Source organism: Cellulosimicrobium cellulans (assembly GCF_007679345.1).
GTDB lineage: Bacteria > Actinomycetota > Actinomycetes > Actinomycetales > Cellulomonadaceae > Cellulomonas > Cellulomonas cellulans_A.
Genome location: NZ_VEGH01000002.1, coordinates 371,908 through 390,280 on the forward strand (window position 1 = coordinate 371,908; position 18,373 = coordinate 390,280).

Annotated in this window: 15 protein-coding genes; 8 read left to right on the plus strand and 7 right to left on the minus strand. The window is 73.2% G+C overall.

Annotation, left to right across the window (positions count from 1 at the left end; translation table 11 throughout):
* Positions 1 to 35: 35 nt before the first annotated feature.
* From gyrB to dnaA, 6 genes are all read right to left on the minus strand, one after another.
* Entirely contained in the window at positions 36 to 2,036 is a 2,001-nt protein-coding gene (gene gyrB, locus FS882_RS03990; protein ID WP_262348061.1) for a DNA topoisomerase (ATP-hydrolyzing) subunit B, read from the minus strand.
* 277 nt (positions 2,037 to 2,313) lie between these two features.
* The gene (locus FS882_RS03995; protein ID WP_262348049.1) at positions 2,314 to 2,907 is read right to left on the minus strand and encodes a DUF721 domain-containing protein; all 594 of its coding nucleotides are present in this window, start codon (positions 2,905 to 2,907) and stop codon (positions 2,314 to 2,316) included.
* 4 nt (positions 2,908 to 2,911) lie between these two features.
* A complete protein-coding gene (recF, locus tag FS882_RS04000; RefSeq protein WP_158371022.1) occupies positions 2,912 to 4,174 on the minus strand; it encodes a DNA replication/repair protein RecF in 1,263 nt (420 codons plus the stop codon).
* 10 nt (positions 4,175 to 4,184) lie between these two features.
* Complete coding sequence (gene gnd / locus FS882_RS04005) at positions 4,185 to 5,117, minus strand: phosphogluconate dehydrogenase (NAD(+)-dependent, decarboxylating) (RefSeq protein WP_158371024.1); 933 nt, start codon at positions 5,115 to 5,117, stop codon at positions 4,185 to 4,187.
* A gap of 163 nt (positions 5,118 to 5,280) precedes the next feature.
* The gene (gene dnaN / locus FS882_RS04010; protein WP_158371026.1) at positions 5,281 to 6,411 is read right to left on the minus strand and encodes a DNA polymerase III subunit beta; all 1,131 of its coding nucleotides are present in this window, start codon (positions 6,409 to 6,411) and stop codon (positions 5,281 to 5,283) included.
* Positions 6,412 to 7,120: 709 nt separating this feature from the next.
* Positions 7,121 to 8,557: a chromosomal replication initiator protein DnaA gene (gene dnaA / locus FS882_RS04015; RefSeq protein ID WP_222848128.1), complete on the minus strand. Its 1,437-nt coding sequence runs from the start codon at positions 8,555 to 8,557 to the stop codon at positions 7,121 to 7,123.
* A gap of 498 nt (positions 8,558 to 9,055) precedes the next feature.
* On the opposite strand from dnaA, the gene rpmH reads away from it, so the two are divergent.
* The 8 genes from rpmH (at position 9,056) to FS882_RS04055 (ending at position 17,159) form a co-directional block, all read left to right on the plus strand.
* Positions 9,056 to 9,193: a 50S ribosomal protein L34 gene (gene rpmH / locus FS882_RS04020; protein WP_010849920.1), complete on the plus strand. Its 138-nt coding sequence runs from the start codon at positions 9,056 to 9,058 to the stop codon at positions 9,191 to 9,193.
* A 34-nt stretch (positions 9,194 to 9,227) separates the two neighbouring features.
* The gene (gene rnpA / locus FS882_RS04025; protein WP_410053262.1) at positions 9,228 to 9,587 is read left to right on the plus strand and encodes a ribonuclease P protein component; all 360 of its coding nucleotides are present in this window, start codon (positions 9,228 to 9,230) and stop codon (positions 9,585 to 9,587) included.
* Entirely contained in the window at positions 9,584 to 9,901 is a 318-nt protein-coding gene (gene yidD / locus FS882_RS04030; RefSeq protein ID WP_158371034.1) for a membrane protein insertion efficiency factor YidD, read from the plus strand. Before rnpA ends, yidD begins: the two co-directional genes overlap by 4 nt.
* Positions 9,902 to 9,920: 19 nt before the next feature.
* A complete protein-coding gene (gene yidC, locus FS882_RS04035; protein ID WP_158371037.1) occupies positions 9,921 to 11,270 on the plus strand; it encodes a membrane protein insertase YidC in 1,350 nt (449 codons plus the stop codon).
* Between the two features lie 51 nt (positions 11,271 to 11,321).
* Positions 11,322 to 11,834, plus strand: coding sequence for a protein jag (locus FS882_RS04040; RefSeq protein WP_158371039.1), 513 nt, complete (start codon positions 11,322 to 11,324; stop codon positions 11,832 to 11,834).
* A gap of 2,339 nt (positions 11,835 to 14,173) precedes the next feature.
* On the plus strand, positions 14,174 to 14,950 hold the full coding sequence (gene rsmG / locus FS882_RS21550; protein WP_262348050.1) for a 16S rRNA (guanine(527)-N(7))-methyltransferase RsmG: 777 nt from the start codon (positions 14,174 to 14,176) through the stop codon (positions 14,948 to 14,950).
* Entirely contained in the window at positions 14,947 to 15,936 is a 990-nt protein-coding gene (locus FS882_RS04050; protein WP_316043615.1) for an AAA family ATPase, read from the plus strand. Before rsmG ends, FS882_RS04050 begins: the two co-directional genes overlap by 4 nt.
* Positions 15,933 to 17,159, plus strand: coding sequence for a ParB/RepB/Spo0J family partition protein (locus FS882_RS04055; protein WP_158371042.1), 1,227 nt, complete (start codon positions 15,933 to 15,935; stop codon positions 17,157 to 17,159). Before FS882_RS04050 ends, FS882_RS04055 begins: the two co-directional genes overlap by 4 nt.
* 128 nt (positions 17,160 to 17,287) lie before the next feature.
* Here FS882_RS04055 and FS882_RS04060 read toward each other — a convergent pair whose 3' ends face one another.
* Positions 17,288 to 18,250, minus strand: coding sequence for a D-alanine--D-alanine ligase (locus FS882_RS04060; protein WP_158371044.1), 963 nt, complete (start codon positions 18,248 to 18,250; stop codon positions 17,288 to 17,290).
* Positions 18,251 to 18,373: the final 123 nt, after the last annotated feature.

The window sequence follows — 18,373 nt, forward strand, 5'->3', positions numbered from 1 at the left end:
GGGTGGTGGCGCGACGGGACGTCGGGAGAGCGGGGTCAGATGTCCAGGAACCGCACGTCGCGCGCGTTGCGCTGGATGAACGAGCGGCGGGACTCGACGTCCTCGCCCATGAGCACCGAGAAGATCTCGTCCGCCGCGGCCGCCTCGTCGAGCGTGACCTGCAGCAGCGTGCGGTGCTCCGGCGCCATGGTGGTCTCCCACAGCTCCGAGTAGTCCATCTCGCCCAGACCCTTGTACCGCTGGATGCCGTTGTCCTTCGGGATCCGCTTGCCGTTCGCCTGGCCGTCGGCGAGCACGGCGTCCCGCTCGCGGTCCGAGTACACGTAGTCGTGCGGCGCGTTCGACCACTTGATGCGGAACAGCGGGGGCTGCGCCATGTAGACGTGGCCCTTGAGGATCAGCTCCGGCATGTACCGGTAGAGCAGCGTGAGCAGCAGCGTCCGGATGTGCTGGCCGTCCACGTCGGCGTCGGCCATGAGCACGATCTTGTGGTACCGCAGCTTGGACAGGTCGAAGTCCTCGCCGATGCCGGTGCCGAACGCGGTGATCAGCGCCTGGACCTCGGCGTTGCCGAGCGCGCGGTCGAGGCGCGCCCGCTCGACGTTGAGGATCTTGCCGCGCAGCGGGAGGATCGCCTGGGTCTGCGGGTTCCGGCCGCGGACGGCGGAGCCGCCGGCGGAGTCGCCCTCGACGATGAAGATCTCGCACTCGGCGGGGTTGTTGGACTGGCAGTCCTTGAGCTTGCCGGGCATCGAGTTGGACTCGAGCAGGCCCTTGCGGCGGGTGGCCTCGCGGGCCTTGCGGGCCGCGAGCCGCGCCTGGGACGCCTGGATGGCCTTGCGGATGACGTCCCTGGCCTCGTTCGGGTGCGAGTCGAGCCAGTCGCCGAACTGCTCGTTGACCACGCGCTGCACGAAGGTCTTGGCCTCGGTGTTGCCCAGCTTGGTCTTGGTCTGGCCCTCGAACTGCGGCTCGCCGAGCTTGATCGACACGACGGCGGTGAGGCCCTCGCGGATGTCGTCGCCCGTGAGGTTGTCGTCCTTCTCCTTGAGGATGCCCTTGTCGCGCGCGTACCGGTTGACCAGCGAGGTCATCGCCGCGCGGAAGCCCTCCTCGTGCGTGCCGCCCTCGGTGGTGGAGATGGTGTTCGCGTAGGTGTGCACCGACTCGGAGTAGGCGCTGGTCCACTGCATCGCGACCTCGACCGAGATCTTGCGCTCGGTGTCCTCGGCCTCGAAGTCGATGACGTCGGGGTGCACGAGGTCGACCTTCTTGGCCGAGTTCAGGTGCTTCACGTAGTCGACGAGGCCGCCGTCGTACTTGTAGGTGACGGTGCGGGCCGCGTGCGCGTCCGTGGCGGGGGTGTCGTCGCCGGCGACCTCGTCCTCGGTGTCGCCGTGCTGCGGGCGCTCGTCGGTCAGCGAGATCTGCAGGCCCTTGTTGAGGAACGCCATCTGCTGGAACCGGGAGCGCAGCGTCTCGAAGTCGAACTCGACGGTCTCGAAGATGCTGGGGTCGGCCCAGAACGTCTGCGAGGTGCCGGTCTCCTCGGTGGCCTCGCCCTTGCGGAGCTCGCCGTTCGGCTTGCCGCCGTCCGCGAAGTCCTGCTCCCAGGTGAACCCGTCGCGCTTGACGACGGTCTGCACCTTCGTGGAGAGCGCGTTCACCACGGAGATGCCGACGCCGTGCAGGCCGCCGGACACGGCGTAGCCGCCGCCGCCGAACTTGCCGCCCGCGTGCAGGATCGTCATGACGACCTCGACGGTGGGCCGGCCCTCGGTGGGGTGGATCGCGACCGGGATGCCGCGGCCGTTGTCGACGACGCGGACGCCGCCGTCGGCCAGCAGCGTGACCTCGATGTGGTCGCAGTAGCCGGCGAGGGCCTCGTCCACGGAGTTGTCGACGACCTCGTACACGAGGTGGTGCAGGCCGCGCTCTCCGGTGGAGCCGATGTACATGCCGGGACGCTTGCGGACGGCCTCGAGGCCCTCGAGGACGGTGATCGCGGACGCGTCGTAGGCGGGAGTCCCGTTCACCGTCCCCCCGGGTGCGGCGGAGGAAGGTCCGGTGGAGGGGCTCTGGTCAGCCACGGGCGGTGGTGCTCCTCAGTTCTCACACGCGGCGGAGGCGGCCGTCCTCCGCGCGGGAGGGCGGATCACTCCACGACGACGGAGATCGTGCGTCCTGGACCGGCGCAGACGCGCCAGAGATGTCGATTCCCAGTGTACCCGGCCCCGCGCCGGAAACCCCTGCGAACCGCCCTGCCTGTGGACGCGCTCCACCGCGTCGTCGTGCGGGACGGGCGCCGCCTCGTCAGCCCCAGGTGTCCCGGGGCCCGCGGCCCTTGACGGAGCGGCGCCCCTTGCCGAACCCCGGGCCCTGCGGACCGAGCACGCGCACGTCCTTCACCACGCCCTCGCCCACGTCCTCGGCCATCCGCCGCACGAGCTGCGGCGCCAGCATCTTGAGCTGCTGCGCCCACGCCGAGGAGTCGGTCCGGACCACCAGCACCCCCTCCGCGAACGTCTCCGGCGTGCAGTGGTCGGCGATCTGGTCCCCGACGACCTCGCGCCACCTGCCCACGACCCCGCCGACCGACACCTCCTGCACCCAGCCGCGGTCCCGGAACAGCGACGCCATCGTCGCGGACACGGTGAGCGGGTCCCGCGGGTGCACGCCGGCGCCCCCGAGCTCGGCGGGGGAGAGCGGTGACCGGCCGCGGGGCGCCTGACCCGGGCGGTAGCCCTTCGCCCGCGCGACGGAGCGGAACCGGGCGAGAGACAGCCGGGCCATCTGCGCGGCCGGCGTGACGTCGAGCTGCTCGGACACCGGGACCGCGGGGTCGAACGACGGGGCGTCGTCGGCCGAGGCACCGGCAGCCGGGTCCGCGCCGGCGGGGGACGTCACGTCGTCAGGCGACACGGGCGACCTCCGACGCCAGCACGTCGTAGCGCGAGCCGGCCAGCCGCTCGGGCACGTCGCCCGGGACCGCCGCCGTGACGAACACCTGCCGCGCGCCGGCCACCATCTCGGCCAGCCGCTCGCGCCGCTTCGCGTCCAGCTCGGCGAACACGTCGTCCAGCATGAGCACCGGCTCACCGTCGGGCCCGGAGTCCGCGACCCACAGCTGCGCGGCGTCCTCGGTGGTGCCCGCCTGCGGGCCGTTCGTGAGCAGCTCGTAGGAGGCGAGCCGCAGCGCGAGCGCGACGGACCAGGACTCGCCGTGGCTCGCGTACCCCTTCGCGGGCAGGTCGCCGAGCGTGAGCACCAGGTCGTCGCGGTGCGGGCCGACCAGGCACACGCCGCGCTCGAGCTCCTTGGGCCGGACCCGCGCGAGCGCCTCGAGCATCTGCGCCTCGACGGCGCGGGCGGGGGTGGCGGAGTCGGCACCGGGCTGGGCCGGTCCGGCGGCGGGCGGCAGCGTGTCACGCTCGGCGTCCGCGCCCGCCAGCGCCGCGGCGAGCGAGGACCGGTAGCCGACCTGCGCCGCGCCCTGGCCGTCGCTCACCCGCTCGTACGCGTCGCCGACGTAGGGGTCGAGCGCGGCGACCACAGCCTGCCGGGCGACGATCACGTGCGCCCCGAGCTCCGCCAGCTTCGCGTCCCAGACGTCGAGCGTGCTCAGGTCGAGGTTCGACCGGGAGCCCCGGAACCCCGCCGCGGACTTGAGCAGGGCGGTGCGCTGCTTCACGACCCGGTCGTACTCGGAGAACACGCCCGCGAGCCGGGGCGTCACCTGCACCGCCAGCTCGTCGACGAACCGCCGGCGGCCGTCCGGGTCGCCCTTGACGAGCGCCAGGTCCTCGGGCGCGAACAGCACCGAGCGCAGCGCGCCCACCACGTCGCGGGCCCGGGACGGGGCGCCGTTGAGCTTCACGCGGTTCGACCGGCCCGAGCCGAGCTGCGCCTCGATGACCAGCGCGCGCTCGGAGCCGTCGTCCTGCGCGCGCACGATGCGCGAGCGCACCACGGCCGCCGACGCCCCGGCTCGCACGAGCGGGGCGTCGGTCGGCACGCGGTGGCTGCTGAACGTCGAGACGTAGCCGATCGCCTCGACGAGGTTGGTCTTGCCCTGCCCGTTCGGCCCGACGAGCGCGGTGATCCCGGGCTCGAAGGTGAGGTCGACCTGGTGGTACGACCGGAAGTCCGTCAGGGACAGGTGCGAGACGTACATCGGCGGGGCGTCAGCCCTCCGAGCGCACGCCGGACGGGGCGTCGCCGGAGATGGGGGCGCCCGCGGCCTTCACCGCGTGGCCGCCGAACTGCTGGCGCAGCGCCGCGACCGCCTTCATCGCGGGGGACTGCTCCTGGCGGGACTGGAACCGGGCGAACAGCGCGGCCGTGATCACCGGCAGCGGCACGGCGGCCTCGATCGCCTCGTCGACGGTCCACCGGCCCTCGCCCGAGTCGGCGACCCAGTCGTCGATCGCCTCGAACTGCTGGTCCTCCTCGAGCGCCTTGACCAGGAGCTCCAGCAGCCAGGAGCGCACGACCGTGCCGCGCTGCCAGGCCTTCATCGTGCCGGCGACGTCGGTGACGATGTCCTTGGCCGCCAGCAGCTCGTAGCCCTCGGCGTACGCCTGCATGAGGCCGTACTCGATGCCGTTGTGCACCATCTTGGCGTAGTGGCCCGCGCCGACCGCGCCGGCGTGCACGAAGCCCTCCTCGCGGGGGCCCTCGGGGCGCAGCGCGTCGAAGACCGGCATCACGCGCTCGACCTGCGCCTGATCGCCGCCGACCATGAGGCCGTAGCCGTTCGCCAGGCCCCACACTCCGCCGGAGACGCCGACGTCGACGAAGTGGATGCCCTTCGCGCCCAGCTGCTCGGCGTGGCCCTTGTCGTCGCCGAAGTACGAGTTGCCGCCGTCGATGACCAGGTCGCCCTCGGCCAGCAGGCCGCCGAGCTCCTCGATCACGGAGTGCGTGACGGCGCCGGCCGGGACCATGACCCACACGACGCGCTCGCCGGCGGGGAGCGCCTCGACGAGCTCGGCCAGCGACGCGACGTCGGAGACCTCGGGGTTCCGGTCGTAGCCGGTGACCTCGATCCCCGCGTTCCGCATCCGGTCGCGCATGTTCGCGCCCATCCTGCCCAGACCCACCAGGCCGATCCGCATCGCTCCACCTCTCCTCGCCCGACCGCCGCCGGGACGGCTTCGCGTCCCGCGGCGTCCTTGTCGCCCGCCATTCTCCTGCGGCGACGAGGGTGCTGACGACCGGTGGGCTCGTCTCGCAGGTCACACCCGGTGCGCGCCCGGCCCGGCCGGGTGCGCCCTCGCGTCAGGACGCGAAGCGGATGGGGACCAGCAGGTAGCGGTACTCCTTGAGGTCCTCGCCCTCGAGCGACTCCTGGCCGGTGAACTCCACCGGCTTGTTCGGGTGCGTGAACGACAGCCGCACGAACGACGTGGTCAGGGCGCCCAGCCCGTCGAGCAGGAACTGCGGGTTGAACGCCACCGCGATGTCCTCGCCGACGAGCGTGGCCTCGAGCGCCTCGGACGCCTGCGCGTCGTCGCCCTGGCCCGCGTCGAGCACGACCTGGCCGTCGGTGAACGTCAGGCGGATCGGGGTGTTCCGCTCCGCGACGAGCGCGACGCGCTTGGCGGCGTCCGCCAGCAGCTGGGTGTTCACGACGGCGTGGATCGGCGACTCGTCCGGGAACAGCCGGCGCACGGCCGGGTAGTCGCCGTCGACCAGCAGCGACGTGGTGTGCCGGCCGCCGGCCTCGAAGCCGATGAGGTCGACGCCCTGGCCGGTGGCCAGGCCGACGTTCACCGAGCCGGAGGCGCCGAGCGACTTGGCGGCGTCCGACAGCGTGCGGGCGCGGACCAGCGCGACCTCGGAGATGCCGGGGTCGGACGGGTGCCAGCGGAGCTCGCGCAGCGCCAGGCGGTACCGGTCGGTGGCGAGCAGGGTGACCTTCTCGCCCTCGATCTCGACGCGGACGCCGGTCAGCAGGGGGAGGGTGTCGTCGCGGCTGGCGGCGACCGTCACCTGCGCGACGGCGCGGGTCAGCTCGTCGCCGTCGACCGTGCCCGTCAGCGCGGGCATCGCGGGCAGCTGCGGGTAGTCCTCGACCGGCATGGTGAGCAGGGTGAACCGGCTGGCCCCGCAGGTGACCGAGACCTTGGTGCCGTCGAGCTGGACGTCGACCGGCTTGTTGGGCAGGGCGCGCGAGATCTCGGCGAGCAGGCGACCCGAGACCAGGACGGTGCCGGGCTCGCTCACGTCGGCGGGGATCTCCGAGCGCGCCGACACCTCGTAGTCGAAGGAGGCGAGACGGAGCGTGCCGTCGGCCTCCGCCTCGATGCGGACCCCGGCCAGCACCGGGACCGGCGGGCGGGTGGGCAGGCTGCGAGCGATCCACGTGACGGCTTCTGCGAGGACGTCACGTTCGACGCGGAACTTCATGCCCCACCCTCTCGGTCTGGGGGATCGCGAGGATCCCGTGCGCGGTGCTGAACGACCCCGGCCGGTGGAGGGCAGGGGTCGCCCCGAACACTACGCGAGTGACCAGGGCTCCGGTACCGAGACCGGGAGGGCTGTGGACGGGTGCGAAGGGGCCGGAACGTTCGCCAGGACGGCACCAGAGCGGGTCCCGGCGGTCGACCGCGACCGCGTGCGCGGGAGGCACCCCGCGCACGACGGCGCTGGGCGAACGATTCGGGCCTTCGCCCGTCATGCACAGGCCTGGTGGTCGCGGGCCTCGTCCGCAGACGGTCGGGCAGCCCGGCCGGTCGGGCGCAGGTCGGGCCGGCAGGGCACTGACGGGCTGTGGATCTCTTTCCTAGGGATCGGTCGTCGTCATCGTCGCTTCTGTGCACTCTGGGGATGACCGGTCTTCGTGCTGGTCAGCGCAGTAACGAGCGTGTGCACGGTGGCTGTGGACCGGTTGGGGACGACGCGCCCGGACGTGGACAGTGCTCCAGGCGTCCTTCTCCGTCCACCGTGACCGCAGGAGCCATCCACACGAACCCGGGGGGTCATCCACCGGTTTCCACAGGCGTGTCCACAGGTGTGCACATTCGTCCCAGGCCTGCTTTCTTCGCCCTGCGGGCACCGGAACGCGACGACCCGCCGCCGGCCGGAGCCGGGGCGGGTCGTCGGGGGCTGGCGGTGGTCAGCCGCGGCTCTCCTGCTTGATCCGGTTGGTCAGCTCGGTGACCTGGTTGAAGATCGACCGGCGCTCGGCCATCAGCTCGCGGATCTTGCGGTTCGCGTGCATGACGGTGGTGTGGTCGCGCCCGCCGAACGCCTGACCGATCTTCGGCAGCGACAGGTCGGTCAGCTCGCGGCACAGGTACATGGCGATCTGCCGGGCCGTGACCAGCACGCGCGACCGCGAGGAGCCGCACAGGTCCTCGATCGTCAGGCCGAAGTACGCGGCGGTCTGCCCGATGACGGCGGTCGCGGTGATGTCCGCCTGGTCGTCGTCGGTGATGAGGTCCTTCAGGACGATCTCCGCCAGCGACAGGTCGACCTGCTGGCGGTTGAGGTTCGCGAACGCGGTGACCCGGATCAGCGCGCCCTCGAGCTCGCGGATGTTGGTCGAGATCTTCGACGCGATGTACTCATGCACGTCGTCCGGCGCCTGCAGCTTGTCGTTGGCCGACTTCTTCCGGAGGATCGCGATGCGGGTCTCGAGGTCCGGCGGCTGCACGTCCGTGATCAGGCCCCACTCGAACCGGGACCGCATCCGGTCCTCGAAGCCGTTGAGCTGCTTGGGCGGCAGGTCGGACGTCAGCACGATCTGCTTGTTCGCGTTGTGCAGGGTGTTGAACGTGTGGAAGAACTCCTCCATCGTCTGCTCCTTGCCCTGCAGGAACTGGATGTCGTCGATGAGGAGCACGTCCACCTCGCGGTAGCGGCGCTGGAACGCGCCCGCCTTGCCCTCGGAGATGGAGTTGATGAAGTCGTTGGTGAACTCCTCGGAGTTCACGTAGCGGACCCGCACCGAGGGGTACAGGTTCCGGGCGTAGTGCCCGATCGCGTGCAGCAGGTGCGTCTTGCCCAGGCCCGAGTCGCCGTAGATGAACAGCGGGTTGTAGGCCTTGGCCGGCGCCTCGGCCACCGCGACCGCCGCCGCGTGCGCGAACCGGTTGGAAGAGCCGATGACGAACGTCTCGAACAGGTACTTCGGGTTCAGCCGCGCCGGCTCGGCGCTCGGGGTGGGTCCGGCGGGCTCGCGGCGGAACGGCTCCGCCCGGGACGGCTCGACCTGCGCGGCCTCGCCCGTGCTCGGGTGGCCGGTGGCGGCGTGCGCGACGACGGGCGTCGGGCCGGACTCGGGGCCGCGGGCGGGCGGTGCCGTCGCGAGGCCGGGCGCGCCGGTCTCGAGCGACGGGTCGACGGTGATGGCGAACCGCGCCTCGCGGCCGAGGGCGGCGGCCAGGGCGTCGGACACCTCCTGGCGGACGCGCGTCTCGAGGTAGTCCTTGGTGAGGTCGTTGCCGACCGCGAGGAGCATCGTCCCGTCGAGCAGGCCGAGCGGCTTGGCCAGGCGCACGAAGGCGAGCTGGCGCGGCGTGATGTCGGGGCTCACCTCGAGCTGCGCCATCGCGGCCGACCAGACCTGCGTGAGCTGATCGTCCTGTGCTGACACCTGTACCTCGCTGCCGTCGTGAGTCGCGTGGTCGAGTGTCGCACGCCCCGGTGACGTGTCCACAGACTTGTCCACACCTGTGCGTGACGGTGGATCACGCAGGATCTCGGGCCCGCCGTGGCGCGTCCGGTCGTCCGGTGCGGCGTCGTCCACAGGCTCGGCCGGCTCTGTCCACGGGGTGGGGACCGGGTTGCTGCGGGACGCGTCGGTGGACGATGCTAATCGCCGCGGGGACCGCGCGGGAGGGGACCGGGACGATCCGTCCGGCGCCCCGGGCCTCGCGGTTTGACCCGTGAGCGCGCGCGACGTAACGTTGACCAGCCTTGAGATGGCTCCTGCTGGCGTGCCCTGACGTCGGCCGCGTCGCGCGACGTGGGTACCGGAGCAGTCGAGCAACGGGCACCGAGACCTGGCCGGACGTCGGCCGATGTACCGAAGTACTTGGAGACCATCGTGAGCAAGCGGACCTTCCAGCCGAACAACCGGCGGCGCGCCAAGACCCACGGCTTCCGTCTGCGCATGCGGACGCGTGCCGGCCGCGCGATCCTCGCCGCCCGCCGGCGCAAGGGTCGCGCCGAGCTGTCGGCCTGACCCACCCGACGCGGTGCTGCCCGCCGCGCACCGGATGCGCCGGTCCGCCGACTTCGAGCGGGCCGTGCGCGGCGGTGCTCGCGCCGGGCGGAGCACGCTGGTGGTGCACCTCGTGACGCGAACCGACCCCGGACCTGGTCCGGCGGTCGGTTTCGTCGTGTCCAAGGGCGTCGGCAACGCCGTGACCCGGAACCGGGTGAAGCGGAGGCTGCGGGCCCTGACGGGCGAGCGCCTCGCGTCGCTGCCGTCCGACGCCGACCTCGTGGTCCGGGCGCTGGCCCCGGCGGCCGAGGCCGACTACGCCGCGCTCGGGCGGGACCTCGACGGGGCGCTGCGCACGGCGTCCCGGCGCCGCGCCGAACGCGCGGGCGCCCCGGCGGGACCGGGCCGATGACGTCCGACCGGGCGGGCGCCGTGGCCCGCGCCCTGCGCGCCGTCGTGCGGCTTCCGCGCCGCGTGCTCGTCCTCCTGATCCGCGGGTACCAGCGCTTCCTGTCCCCGCTCACCCCGCCGACCTGCCGGTTCTACCCGTCGTGCTCCGCGTACGCCGTGATCGCCCTCGAGCGGCACGGCGTCGTGAAGGGCACGCGGCTGGCGGTCTGGCGGATCCTGCGCTGCAACCCGTGGAACCCGGGCGGCGTCGACGACGTTCCACCGGCGGGGTCGCACCGTCGACACCCGCACGACGCGGTCGCCGCCGCGCACTGACCACCTGGAGAAGTCCACGATGTCCTGGTTCGACAACATCCTGTACCCGATCATGGTCGCGGTCGCCTGGATCATGGTGCAGTTCCACTCGCTGCTGACGTGGCTGGGTCTCGACCCGGCCGGCGGCGCCGCGTGGGGCTTCTCGATCGTCGGCCTCGTGATCGTGATGCGGATCATCCTGATCCCGCTGTTCTTCAAGCAGATCAAGGCGTCCCGCGGCATGCAGATGCTCGCGCCGGACATGAAGAAGATCCAGGCGAAGTACAAAGGGAAGACGGATCCGGCGTCCCGCGAGGCCATGAGCCGCGAGACGATGGAGCTGTACCGCAAGCACGGGACGAACCCGTTCTCGTCCTGCCTGCCGATCCTCGCGCAGTCGCCCATCTTCTTCGCCCTGTTCCGGGTGCTGAACTCGCTCCCGCAGCTCGCCAGCGGCGACTACCCGCGCCCGAACCTCGGCCCGCTGACCCAGGAGCTCGCCGCGCAGGCCGAGAGCGCCAGCATCTTCGGCGCGCCGCTGTCGGCGACCTTCATGAACGCCGCCCAGTTCGGGACCGCCGCCGCGAACGTGCGCTGGGTGACCATCCTGCTCGTCGTCGCGATGTCGCTCACCACCTTCACCACGCAGCGCCAGCTGACGATGAAGAACATGCCGCCCGCCGCCCTCGAGGGCCCGATGGCGCAGCAGCAGAAGATGCTCATGTACGTCTTCCCGCTGATCTTCGCCTTCTCCGGCGTGAACTTCCCGATCGGTGTCCTCATCTACTGGACCACCACGAACCTGTGGTCGATGGGCCAGCAGTTCTACACGATCCGCCGGATGCCGGCGCCGGGGTCGCAGGCGGAGGCCGCCCTCAAGGCGCGGCAGGCCAGGAAGGCCTCGCACAAGGGCCTGGCCATCGAGGAGTCCGACACCCTCACGATCGAGGAGAAGCCGGTCAGCGGTCAGCGGCAGCAGCCCGTCGGCAAGGCGCGCGCGAAGAAGCGCCCCGTGGGCACGCCGGGCGCTGCCGTGGGCACGTCGGCCGGCGCGAGCGCTCCGGGTGGTGCGGCGAAGGCCGTCTCCGGTGCTGGTGACGCCTCCGGTGCCAAGGGCGGCGCGGGCGCGGCCACGGGCGCTGCTGGCACGACGAAGGGCGCCGGTACGACGAAGCGCGGTGGCGCGGCCAAGGGCGGTGGCGCGGCCAAGGCGTCGGGCTCCGGCTCGTCCGGCTCGGGCACGCCGCAGGGCAGCCGGCCCGCGGGTGGCGCGGGCTCGGGCCAGGCGACCTCCGGCAAGAAGAAGCGGAGCGGCACCGGTCAGGGCACGAGCGGCTCGGCTCAGCGCCGGCCCGGCAGCACCCCGTCCGGCAGCGCGACGGACGACTGAGACCTCCGCGCCTCGGCGCGACCCCGACCCTCCCAGCAAGGAGAGCCCCACATGACCACACCCACCGACGCAGCCGGTGAGGCCGGCGCCGTGACCCGCCTCGAGGAGGAGGGCGAGATCGCGGCCGACTACCTCGAGGAGCTGCTCGACATCGCCGACCTGGACGGGGACATCGACATCGACGTCGACCACGGTCGCGCCGCGGTGGAGATCGTCGCAGAGGAGGGCACCGAGCGCGCCCTCCGTCGGCTGGTCGGCGAGGACGGCGAGGTCCTCGACGCCCTGCAGGAGCTGACCCGGCTCGCGGTCCAGGCGAAGACCGGCGATCGCAGCCGGCTCATGCTGGACATCGCCGGCTACCGTGCCGGCCGCAAGACCGAGCTCGTCCAGGTGGCCGAGCAGGCGATCGCGCAGGTGCGGTCGTCCGGCTCGGAGGTGGCGCTGGAGCCGATGAACCCGTTCGAGCGGAAGGTCGTGCACGACGCCGTGGCGGCGGCGGGGATGACCTCCGACTCGGAGGGCGTCGAGCCGGCGCGCTACGTCGTCGTGAAGCCCGCGAGCTGACGCCCGCCGACGTTTCCGCAGGAGTCATCGAGAGGCCGGTCCCGAACGGGGCCGGCCTCTCGGCGTTTCGTCGACGGCCGGAGAATACGTCCCAGGGAAGTCGTTTTCTGGTGAACGAACGACGGAAACGTGGTGAACCGCGGAAGTCTGCCACACCCCCCAGCGGAAGCACGTTCGCGCTCTCAGCTCCTCCCTCGGCCGGCGGCGGGGGTCACCAGGTCGAGATCGGTGAGTGAGCGCGAGATCGGTCGGTGGGACCGGCCTCCCCGCGACGCGCCGGTCGCGCGGGTTGCTCATGATCGGTCCTGTGGCAGTGGGTGGAACCCCGAACGGAATCGGTAGGACCTGTCCGACGCGTTCGCGAGACTCGGAGCCCGGGCGGCCACCCTCCCGGGTGGATCGGCCGCGGGTGCACCTGCGCAGTGGGGCGCACCGTCGACACAGCGGCGAGCCGGGGGGTGGGACCGGGGACGAGCGGGGAGGTGCTCGGGGTCGCCGTGCACCGGCCGGTCGAGATCCCCGACCCTCGCCGTCGAACCCGGCGCACGCTGGACGCTGCGGCTACGCGGGAGGTCCTCCAGAGCCTCGGCGCGCGCCCCGACGCCCGGCACGTGCAGCGAGACGTGGCGGGTGGCGTTCGCGATCGCACGTCGTCGCAACCCGACGCGGTGCCTGCGTGGCAAGCGCGACGTGTCGCGCCGCACGCCTGGCACGTCGTCGGCTGTGGAGCGGGGAGGGAGGTCACGACACAGTCGCCGCCTCGGCCGCACCTGGGTATCCGTTGCAACGTCATGGGCTGGGCACGGCGTGAGCGCCTGAAGCCACGGGGGCATGAGCGGCGTGCGGCGTGCGACGCGCGGCGTTCGGCGTGCGGCCGTGGATGGTGCGGCGTGCGGCGTGCGGTCTCGCGTGTCGGCGCCTGCCGGATGGCACACGTTCCACGTGGAACGGGCCGCCGAGATGATCGCACTCCCGGCGTTGGTCCGTGGGACCACTGCGCGCGGCGGGCGAGCGCCGGCCGGGGGAGGGAGCTCCGCGTCCGCGACGCGAAGGCGTGCCGTCGGGCACGTGCGTCGCGGGATAGCGAGCGCGGACGTCGCGCCGTGCGGGACGGTTCCACGTGGAACACGCGCGAGTGACCACTCGGTGGCGCGGTGCCCTTCGCACCCTCCCCGCGTGCACGCCGCCCCGGGCGCCGCCGATGCCGGTTGCCCGGGCGGGACGAAGGGAGCGGACCGCGCGGCGATCCGCGCCGACCTGACAGTGCGCACGCGTTCCACGTGGAACGAGCGGGCCCGGTCGGAGCGGTACGTCGGCGGCAGGCGGCGCGAAGTCGGTCACGCATCCACGTGGGACGACGCCTCCACGGAGCGCGTCCTCGACGGAGGGCGACGCTCGGGGCGCGCCCACGTCACGTGGAGCAAGGGCTCGACGGCACTCGCACGCGACGCGGGCAACGGCTCAGCGGGGTCGCTCACTGCGTGGTCGCGGCCTACCCGACCCGACCGTGGCTCGCACCTTGCGGACGGCGCCCGGCAGGGCCCGTGCGTCGCGTGGACCGTGGGCCGACCCCGGCGTACCGGCCGGACCGGGGGGCGACGACCCTTCGAAGGCGGGCGGAGCGAGCCGGGCCAGCCCCGGGGCGGCGGCGGGTGCACGAGCGGGCCCGTCTCGGCCGAGGAGTACTCCGCGAGCAGGTCCGCCCGCACGAGGGCTCAGACCGGGGGAGGCGGGGCCGGGCCAGGGGGAGTAGCGGCGGGATGCTGGGGAACCACCGCCACGAGCGGTCGGGTCTGCAGCGCATGCGACGGCATACGCGCGAGCGCGGGGTGGGATGCCGGCGCGCAGTGAGGCCGATGTCGGATGCCCGCGCCCAACGGTGGTGGTGGGTGCCGGCGCCCGGTGCGCGGGCACCGTGTTTCACGTGGATCACCGCCCCTCTCCCACCGGAGGCAGCGCGGACGGTGTGCATCGCCTGGCGCTCCCGCGCCCGGGTGTCCCCGACACCCGCTCTGGTCACGGCGGAGGATGTCCCGCGCCACCACCAGGAGTGCGCAGCGGCCCTGAGGATCCTCCTGGTCCCGGCAGGACGGGCGACCACCCGGAAGACCGAGACCATCCGCGTCAGCCCGTACGTGCCGGTCTTCGCCTCGGCGTCGCCGACCCGCGCGGATGTCCGAGGTTCCACGTGGAACCGGAGTTCCACGTGGAACCGGACCCCCGCCACGCCCGTTCCGGCGCCGGGTGCGTCGGAGCCGCGCGGTACCGTAGGACACCAGTGCGCACCGGTCCCGGACCGCCCCCCGCGCACCACCCGATCCCGAGACCAGGGGAGTGCTGTGCGGCCTGAGTCCGCCCCCGAGCGTGACGACGAGCAGCGTGACGCGCCCGTCGACCCCCTGGACGGCGACCCGCGCCTGCCGGAGCTCTTCGGCTCCGCGTGGCCGGTCGTCGAGGGGTTTCACGCCATGCTGCGTGACCAGGGCGTTCTCCGTGGTCTGGTCGGTCCGCGCGAGGTCACGCGACTCTGGGAGCGGCACCTGGTGAACTCCGCCGCCGTGGTGCCGTTCCTCCCCGAGACCGGGACGATCGTCGACGTCGGCAGCGGCGCCGGCCTGCCCGGGATCGTCGTGGCGGCGATGCGGCCGGAGGCGGAGGTCGTGCTCCTGGAGCCGATGGAACGCCGGACCGACTGGCTGTCGGAGGTCGTCGACACCCTCGGGCTGTCCAACGCCCGCGTGCTGCGCGGTCGCGCCGAGGACCAGATCGGTCACCTGCAGGCGGGCGCCGTCACCGCGCGCGCCGTCGCGGCGCTCGACAAGCTGTACGGCTGGACGCTGCCGCTGCTCGCGGTCGGCGGCCGCCTGGTGGCGCTCAAGGGCGGACGGGCGCAGGACGAGGCGGAGGCGGCCGCCTCGGTGGGGGAGCGGTACGGCGGTGGACCGGCGGCGATCGAGGTCGCGCCGACCCTGCCGGGACTGGAGCCGACCAGCGTCGTGCTGGTGACCCGGACGGCCGCCGGCACCACGCCGGCCCCGGCGGCCGGCCGCGTTTCACGTGGAACGGAGGGCCGGTCCCGCCGACCGCGCCGCTCGACGAAGGGACAGGGCGCGTGACGACGGACCCCAGCCGCTGGGAGATCGAGGACCCCGACGAGCGGCGCCGCGCCGCGCTCGTCGAGAGCCTGCCGCCCGCGGACGACGACACCCCGCTGATGGCGGAGCTGCGCCAGGACGCCCGCCGCCGCATCGAGCTGCGCGGCCGGACGTTCCCCCGGCCGGACCGCACGCGCGTGATCACCGTCGCCAACCAGAAGGGCGGCGTCGGGAAGACGACCACGACGGTGAACCTGGCGGCAGCGCTGGCGCAGTCCGGTCTGCACGTCCTCGTGATCGACAACGACCCCCAGGGCAACGCGTCGACGGCCCTGGGTGTCGACCACCGCGCCGGGGTGACCTCGGTGTACGACGTGCTCGTGGACGGGACCCCGCTCGCCCAGGCGGTGTACCCGAGCCCGGACGTGCCCAACCTCTGGTGCGCCCCGGCGACGATCGACCTCTCCGGAGCCGAGATCGAGCTGGTGTCGATGGTGGCCCGCGAGACGCGGCTGCGGAACGCGGTGCACGCCTACCTGGAGGAGCGCGAGCGCCGGGGTGAGCCCCGGATCGACTACGTCCTCGTGGACTGCCCGCCCAGCCTGGGACTGCTGACGGTGAACGCCTTCGTGGTCGGCGACGAGGTCCTGATCCCGATCCAGTGCGAGTACTACGCCCTGGAGGGCCTGAGCCAGCTGCTCAAGTCGATCGAGCTGATCCAGGCCCACCTCAACCGCGGGCTGCACGTGTCGACGATCCTGCTCACCATGTACGACGGCCGGACCAACCTCGCGCAGCAGGTGGCGCAGGAGGTGCGGGAGCACTTCCCCGACAAGACCCTCCGGACGACGGTGCCCCGGTCCGTGCGCGTCTCGGAGGCGCCGTCCTACGGGCAGACCGTCCTGACGTACGATCCCGGCTCGAGCGGTGCGCTGGCCTACCTGGAGGCGGCGCGCGAGCTCGCCGAGCGCGGCACCACGGCCGACCGGAAGAAGGAGGACGCGTGAGCGACAAGCGGCGAGGTCTCGGGCGCGGCCTGGGCGCGCTCATCCCCACCGGGGCGGAGCCCCGCGAGGGGGACCGGCCCGTCGACGTCTTCTTCCCGGACCGCACCATCGCGGACTCCGACGGGCGCGCGACCGCGGACGGCCGCGAGGCGCGCGAGGCGCGTTCCGACGCTCTGACCAGCGAAAATATCGGGAGCGCCGTCGACGCGACTGCCGCGGGGGCCCCGGCGCCCGCCACCCCCGCCACGCGGTCCAACGGCCGCAAGGGTGTCCCGTCGCTCACGGTGCGGCAGCCCACGCGCACCCGGGCCCGGACTGCCGCCGAGCGCGCCGTCGCCCAGGACCCGGCGCCCGCCGCCGAGGTGCCCCCGATGCCACCCACGGCCGAGGTCGACGACCTGGTTCCCGTGCCGGGTGCGACTTTCGCCGACCTCCCGGTCACCGCGATCCGGCCGAACCCGCGCCAGCCGCGCTCGGTGTTCGACGAGGACGCGCTGGACGAGCTCGTGGGGTCCATCCGCGAGATCGGCGTGCTGCAGCCCGTCGTCGTGCGCGCGGTCGACGACGGCTACGAGCTCATCATGGGGGAGCGGCGCTGGCGCGCGACCCAGGCGGCGGGCCTCGACACCATCCCGGCGATCGTGCGGCAGACCGAGGACGGCGACCTGCTGCGCGACGCGCTGCTGGAGAACCTGCACCGGTCCCAGCTCAACCCGCTGGAGGAGGCGGCCGCGTACCAGCAGCTGCTGGACGACTTCGGCTGCACGCACGACGAGCTGGCGCAGCGGATCCACCGCTCCCGCCCGCAGATCTCCAACACGCTGCGTCTGCTCCGGCTGCCCCCGCTCGTGCAGCGCCGGCTCGCCGCGGGCGTGCTCTCCGCCGGACACGCCCGCGCCCTGCTCGGTCTGAGCGACGGTGCCGCCATCGAGCGCCTCGCGCAGCGGATCGTGGCCGAGGGGCTGTCCGTGCGGGCGGTCGAGGAGATCGTCGCGCTCGGGGCGGAGGACGGTGCCCCCAAGAAGCGCCGTCCGCGCGCCGGGCTGCGGAACGAGGCTCTGGACGACCTCGCGAGCCGGCTCTCGGACCGGTTCGAGACCCGGGTGAAGGTCGACCTCGGCAAGCAGCGGGGCAAGCTCACGGTGGAGTTCGCCTCGGTGCAGGACCTCAACCGCATCCTGTCGAGCCTCGCGCCCGACGACCCGGGCATCCTGCGCTCCTGACGATCGGCGCCGCGGGACGCCGGCCGGGCAGAGGCCCGCTCAGCGCCCCGCTCCCGCCACGAGGCGCCGGCACCCTCCCCGGGGTTGCTGGCGCCTCGTCGTGCGGCTCCAACGGGGCCTGGGCGCCTTCAGCGCCCCGACAGACCCGCCTCGACGAGCCGCCGGTAGAGCGTCGGCAGGTGGTGGCCACCGGCCTCGGCACCCTGCGGGAACAGCGACGTCTCCGTCATCCCCGGGGCGACATTCACCTCGAGGAACCACGGCTGCCCGTCCGCGTCGATGATGAGGTCCGTCCGGGACAGGTGCCGCAGGCCCAGCACCTGGTGCGCGAGCACCGCGGTCTCGGCGGCCCGCGCCGCGAGGTCGTCGGTGAGCCGGGCCGGGGCGAAGTACTCCGTGCGGCCGGGGTTGTACCGGGCGTCGTAGTCGTAGGGGCCGTCGGTGACCACCTCGACAGCCGGGAGGGCTACGGGGGAGCCGTCCAGCTCGACGACGCCGACCGCGACCTCGACGCCCTCGACGGCGCGCTCGATCAGCGCGGTGTCGCCGTAGGCGAAGCAGGCGACCATCGCGCCGGGCAGCTCCTCGGCGGTGCGGACGAGCGTGACGCCGAGCGCGGAGCCGCCCCGTGACGGCTTCACCACGAGCGGCAGCCCCAGCTTCGCGACCACCGCGTCCATGACCCGCCCCGCGCCGAGATCCCGGAACAGGCTCTGCGGCAGCGTGACGAACTCCGGGGTGGCGATGCCGGCCCGGGTGACGGTGGTCTTGGCGATCGGCTTGCTCCAGGCGACCCGGCTCGCGCGGGGACCGGTGCCGAGGCTCGGGACGTCCAGCAGCTCGAGGACGTCGCGCACCGAGCCGTCCTCGCCGCTCGCGCCGTGCAGCAGCGGCCACACGAGGTCCGGCCGGGTCTCCGCGAGGGCGGGGACCAGGTCGGCGTCCACGTCGTGCACCGACACGTCGACCCCGGCGGTGCGCAGCGCCTCGGCCACGCGCCGGCCCGAGCGGAGGGAGACGTCCCTCTCGTGCGACAGGCCGCCCGCCAGGACGACGACGCGCGGAGCGGCGGGGACGGGGTCGTGCGGCACGGTTCGGGTCCTCCTGGTGCGGCCGCGGGGGCCGGTCGTCGACGGGCGGTGTGGTGCCGGTGCTCGGGGCAGCGGGCGCCGCCCCGACCGTACCGGGTCCTGGGCCGCGGCCGGTCGGTCCCG

Bases quoted from the DNA above. Each gene is read 5' to 3' on its own strand.
- recF (WP_158371022.1), bottom strand. From the start codon at position 4,174: ATGTACGTCTCGCACCTGTCCCTGACGGACTTCCGGTCGTACCACCAG.
- rnpA (WP_410053262.1), top strand. From the start codon at position 9,228: ATGCGCCGGTCCGCCGACTTCGAGCGGGCCGTGCGCGGCGGTGCTCGC.
- yidC (WP_158371037.1), top strand. From the start codon at position 9,921: ATGTCCTGGTTCGACAACATCCTGTACCCGATCATGGTCGCGGTCGCC.
- dnaN (WP_158371026.1), bottom strand. From the start codon at position 6,411: ATGAAGTTCCGCGTCGAACGTGACGTCCTCGCAGAAGCCGTCACGTGG.
- FS882_RS04040 (WP_158371039.1), top strand. From the start codon at position 11,322: ATGACCACACCCACCGACGCAGCCGGTGAGGCCGGCGCCGTGACCCGC.
- gnd (WP_158371024.1), bottom strand. From the start codon at position 5,117: ATGCGGATCGGCCTGGTGGGTCTGGGCAGGATGGGCGCGAACATGCGC.
- dnaA (WP_222848128.1), bottom strand. From the start codon at position 8,557: ATGGCGCAGCTCGAGGTGAGCCCCGACATCACGCCGCGCCAGCTCGCC.
- yidD (WP_158371034.1), top strand. From the start codon at position 9,584: ATGACGTCCGACCGGGCGGGCGCCGTGGCCCGCGCCCTGCGCGCCGTC.